A 4,193-nucleotide genomic window follows, 5' to 3' on the forward strand; every position below is an offset into this window, starting at 1 on the left:
GGTACTGCAGGGGGGACCCTGTGGGAGAGTAGGACGCCGCCGAACAATCATTCCGAAGAACCCCCACCCGATTCCGGGTGGGGGTTCTTTGCGTTCCAGGGCCGTGAAAGAGGCCCTTTGCAGGGCCCTTTCCTGCGGGTTATTCCTCCGGATCCGTCGTCGCCGGGTCCGAGGGCGCCGGCTCCGACGCCGCCGGGGCAGCGGGCGCCGACGCCGAGGGCGCAGGCTCCGAAGGCGCAGACTCCGACGGAGCGGGCGAAGCGGGTGCCGCAGGCGCCGCAGGCATCGCGGCCGCCGTGGGTGTCGGGGGCGCTGTGGGCGTCGCGGGTTCCGTCGGTGAGGTCGGAGCCGCCCTCCCCCAGTCGGGGCGGCTCTCCCAGCGGTCGGGGGTGTTGGTGAGAGGGGTGACGTTGCTGCCGTCGCTCCGCATGACGTAGAGGTCGGCGTTCCCGTCCGCGGGGGCCTGGGCGAAGACGATGGACTTCCCGTCCGGAGCGTACGAGGCGAGGCCGTAGAAGACACCGGACGGGCCGGGGGTGAGGGCGCCGATGGCGGTGCCGTCGGCGTGCATCGTGTAGATGCCGCCGCCGGGGGCGAACTCAGGCCCCGCCGGGAAGGTGGTGAACACGATCTGGGTGCCGTCCGGTGACCAGCTGGCGCGGTCGCCGGCACGGAGCTCCCAGGGGGTGAGCTGGCGCAGGCCGGTGCCGTCGGCGTTGACCGAGAAGATGGCCCGGCCGTTGGCGGGCTGGCCGGTGGCGCTGGTGCGGTACTCGAAGGCCAGCTGCTTGCCGTCGGGGGACCAGCTGGGGCTGGTGACCTGGCCCGAGTACGGCTTGTCGTTGGTGAGGAAGGTGAGCCGCTGGACGCTGGAGCCGTCCGGGCTCATCACGTAGATGTCGGAGTACTGCACCTGCCCGGTCGCGGGGTCGAGCGAGCCCCAGGAGCGGTTGAAGGCGAGCAGCCTGCCGTCGGGCGAGAACGCGGGGTGGCTCTCCTGCTCGTTGATGCAGTCGGCGGCGCCCTCCTCGCAGAGCGGGCCGACCTGGTGGGCGCCCTCGCCGTCCGTGCCGGCGAGCCAGACCCGTGCCGAGGCGGTGCCGGCGGTGGACCGGTCGAAGGCGATGGTGGCGCCGTCGGGGGACCAGTCGGGGTTGTCGTCGCGCGCGCCCTGGGGCGGCTGGGTGAGCTGGTGCTCGCCGGTGCCGTCGGGCCCGATCGTGAGGATGGCGCTGGCGTTGCGCCGGGTGTCGAGAAAGATCCGACTGGCGATCGACCCGTTGCGGGCGGTGGTGGCGGCGGCGTCACCGGCCGGGGCGCTCGGCGCGGAGGCCGGGGCGATCACGGCTTCGGGGGTGGGGGCCGCCGTGGGCGGGTCCGCCCGGATCTCGCTGAGCGGGATCTCGCCGGGCTCGGCGCCGCACCCGCTCAGCAGTGATCCTGCGATCAGCGCGCCCGCACAGGCGCAGGCGCGGGCAGCGGTCGTGAGCGTCAGCCGTTTGCCGGTCATCCGCGTGTCAACTCCGTATCCGACTCAGGAGGCCCCCGGGGAAGCTGTCACTGTGTCAGATCGGAAGCGCGGGTGACCGGGCGACACGCGACGGCGCGCGGTCGCTCGGTCACACGGAGTACGGCGTGTCGGCGGGCTCCGGCTACTTGCCGGCGGCGCGGCGCTCGGCCTTCGCGGCGTTCTCCGCCTCGTCCTCGGCCTCGGCCACCTCCAGGGTGGGAGCGGTGCCACCGAGCTGGGCGGGCAGCCACCAGCTGTCCTCCGGTCCGGAGGGCTTGCCGGGGTAGTCGCGCTGGACGCGGTCGAGCATCTCGCTCATCGCGGCCCGCAGCCGACGGGTGACCATCACGGGCTTGTCCGTGGGGGCCAGCTCGATCGGCTCGCCGATCATGATGGTGACGGGGACGTGGCGCTTGGTCAGGGTCTTGGGGCGGCCCTTGGTCCAGAGCTGCTGGGTGCCCCAGAGGATGACGGGCAGCAGGGGCGCGCCGGAGTCGGCGGCCATCCGGGCGGCGCCGGTCTTGAACTTCTTCAGCATGAAGGAGCGGCTGATGGTCGCCTCGGGGAACACCCCGACCACCTCGCCGGCCCGCAGGGCGGCCACGGCGGCCTCGTAGGCGGGCTGGCCGTCGGCGCGGTCGACCGGGATGTGCTTCATGCCGCGCATCAGCGGGCCGGAGACACCGTGCTTGAAGACGTCGTCCTTGGCCATGAACCGGGTCTTGCGCTTGCCGCCGCGGTAGGCGCCGAGGCCGGCGAAGAGGAAGTCGAGGTAGCTGATGTGATTGCTCACCAGCACCGCTCCGCCCTTGGCGGGGATGTTCTCGGCGCCGACGATCTTGATCCGCACGTCGAGCGCGCGGAAGACGGTCAGCGCTGCACCGATCACCGGCGGGTACACGAACTCTGCCACGGTCAGTCCTGACTTCCACGGGCGGGTGGGCCCGGTACGGCGGGACCCGTGCCGTACGTGGGGGCCGACCGAAGGCGCGGCACGCCGCGGCGGCCACGGGTGATACACGGAGATGATCCCCCGAACGAGTGCCCGCTGTCACCTGAGGCGGGCCGTCAAGCGAAATATCAGCCGGTGATCATGTGATGAACGCGGTGGGTGCCGACGGGGTCGCTCAGGTGGTCGCGTCCAGCCGGCCCCGGGCGCGGCGGAGCAGCAGGTACGTCTCGCAGCCGAGGCAGTAGCCGAAGGCGGCGTTGAGGAAGGCCGCGGCGAGGGCGACGGCGGTGGCGAGCAGGCCCAGCCAGGTCACCCCGGCGACGTAGCCGAGCGTGCCGACGGCGGCGAAGACCAGGCCCACGCCCTGGGCGAAGCGGGGCGGGCGCTCGTCCTCGGTCTCGGTCGGCGGCGCGAGACGGGGGCGGATCAGCCGCCGGTACAGCAGTCCGTACGGGGAGTAGTGCAGCCCGGCGATGGCGCCGAGGGCGAAGACGGCGGCCTGGAGGGCGAGCAGGATGCCGCTGCCGCTGATCAGGGCGGCGGCGAGGACGAGGGTGGTGAGCACGGCGGCGAAACGCGGTCCGCGGGGGTCGATCTGCACGGGGGCTCCGGAGGTGGGGGCGCGGCGGGGCGGGCGGCGGGGCGCGTCAGCGACAGCGCGAGGCCGTGGCCCGGCACAGGTCGACCACCAGGCGGGTGGTCAGCAGCGGCTGTGCGGGGCGGTCGGAGTCCACCCGGCGATGCTACGCGGCCCGGGCCCGGTGGTCGACCTGCCTGTCGGGGCCGGGCTGCCTGTCATCGGCCGGTGGGGCTGGCGCAGACTGGTGGGCATGACCGGGTTGGTGGTGTGCGTTGCCGTGCTCGCGGGGGCGAGTGCGTTCGGGCTGCTGCGGGCCCAGCGTGACGGGAGGCTGCGGGTGCGGACGAAGGACGGGGCGGTACGGCTGTCGGAGGCCGAGCTCGGTACGGGGCTGGGCGAGCGGGCCACGCTGGTGCAGTTCTCGACCGCCTTCTGCCAGCCCTGCCGGGCCACCCGCCGGGTGCTGGGCGAGGTCGCGGGCATGGTCGACGGTGTGGTGCACGTCGAGCTGGACGCGGAGGCGCAGCTGGACCTGGTCCGCCGGCTGGAGATCCTGCGGACGCCGACCGTACTGGTGCTGGACGCGGGCGGCCGGGTGGTGCGGCGGGCGGCCGGTCTGCCGCGGCGGGCGGACGTGATCGCGGCCCTGGGCGAGGCGGTCTGACCCGGACCCCGCGGCGGGTGCCTGGTGGGCGGCCCGCGCCGGGTGTTTCTCGGCCGGGCCGCGGTGGCGGCAAATCTCACAGGGGATGTGCCGCGCAGTCAGGGGGTAGCGGCAGCGGGCTGGGGCAGGATGGGCGGGGACGGCAGTGCAGCCGTCCCGCCGCTCCCGTCCGGCCCGGGCCCCTGGCCGTCGCGGGTGCCGTGCGGGGCGTTCGGACGGGCCCGGCAGCGTAAGCTACTGGCCAGTAGTGACCCTTGGAATACTGGCGAGTATGCTGCCAGGAAGTTCCGGACCGGCACGGGAACACGCTGCCCGGAGCGGGTGCGTGCCGAGTTCGCGCCCGCTTGCACAGCCGCAGCCGCCGGACGAGACCAGTACAGGAGACAAGGCCGTGAGCTTGAGGATCGTTGTCTGTGTGAAGCACGTGCCGGACGCGACGGGTGACCGTCGTTTCGCGGACGATCTCACCACTGACCGGGAGGGTGTG

4 protein-coding genes and 1 pseudogene are annotated in these 4,193 nt (G+C 73.4%); 2 read left to right on the plus strand and 3 right to left on the minus strand.

Features of this window, described 5'->3' with window-relative positions; translation table 11 throughout:
- Positions 1–139 precede the first annotated feature (139 nt).
- The 3 genes from ACGFZP_RS39365 to ACGFZP_RS39375 form a co-directional block, all read right to left on the minus strand.
- Positions 140–1,510, minus strand: a complete 1,371-nt coding sequence (locus ACGFZP_RS39365) for a hypothetical protein (RefSeq protein WP_392942280.1) — start codon at positions 1,508–1,510, stop codon at positions 140–142.
- A 142-nt stretch (positions 1,511–1,652) separates the two neighbouring features.
- A complete protein-coding gene (locus ACGFZP_RS39370) occupies positions 1,653–2,423 on the minus strand; it encodes a lysophospholipid acyltransferase family protein (RefSeq protein WP_392942283.1) in 771 nt (256 codons plus the stop codon).
- A gap of 214 nt (positions 2,424–2,637) precedes the next feature.
- Positions 2,638–3,063: a DUF4395 domain-containing protein gene (locus ACGFZP_RS39375; protein WP_392942286.1), complete on the minus strand. Its 426-nt coding sequence runs from the start codon at positions 3,061–3,063 to the stop codon at positions 2,638–2,640.
- Positions 3,064–3,292: 229 nt separating this feature from the next.
- Here ACGFZP_RS39375 and ACGFZP_RS39380 point away from each other — a divergent pair, with 229 nt between their 5' ends.
- A complete protein-coding gene (locus tag ACGFZP_RS39380) occupies positions 3,293–3,706 on the plus strand; it encodes a thioredoxin family protein (protein ID WP_392942289.1) in 414 nt (137 codons plus the stop codon).
- Positions 3,707–4,097: 391 nt separating this feature from the next.
- Positions 4,098–4,193: pseudogene (locus ACGFZP_RS39385) on the plus strand (electron transfer flavoprotein subunit beta); the annotation flags it as partial.

This window comes from Kitasatospora sp. NPDC048239, from assembly GCF_043202015.1.
Lineage (GTDB): Bacteria > Actinomycetota > Actinomycetes > Streptomycetales > Streptomycetaceae > Kitasatospora.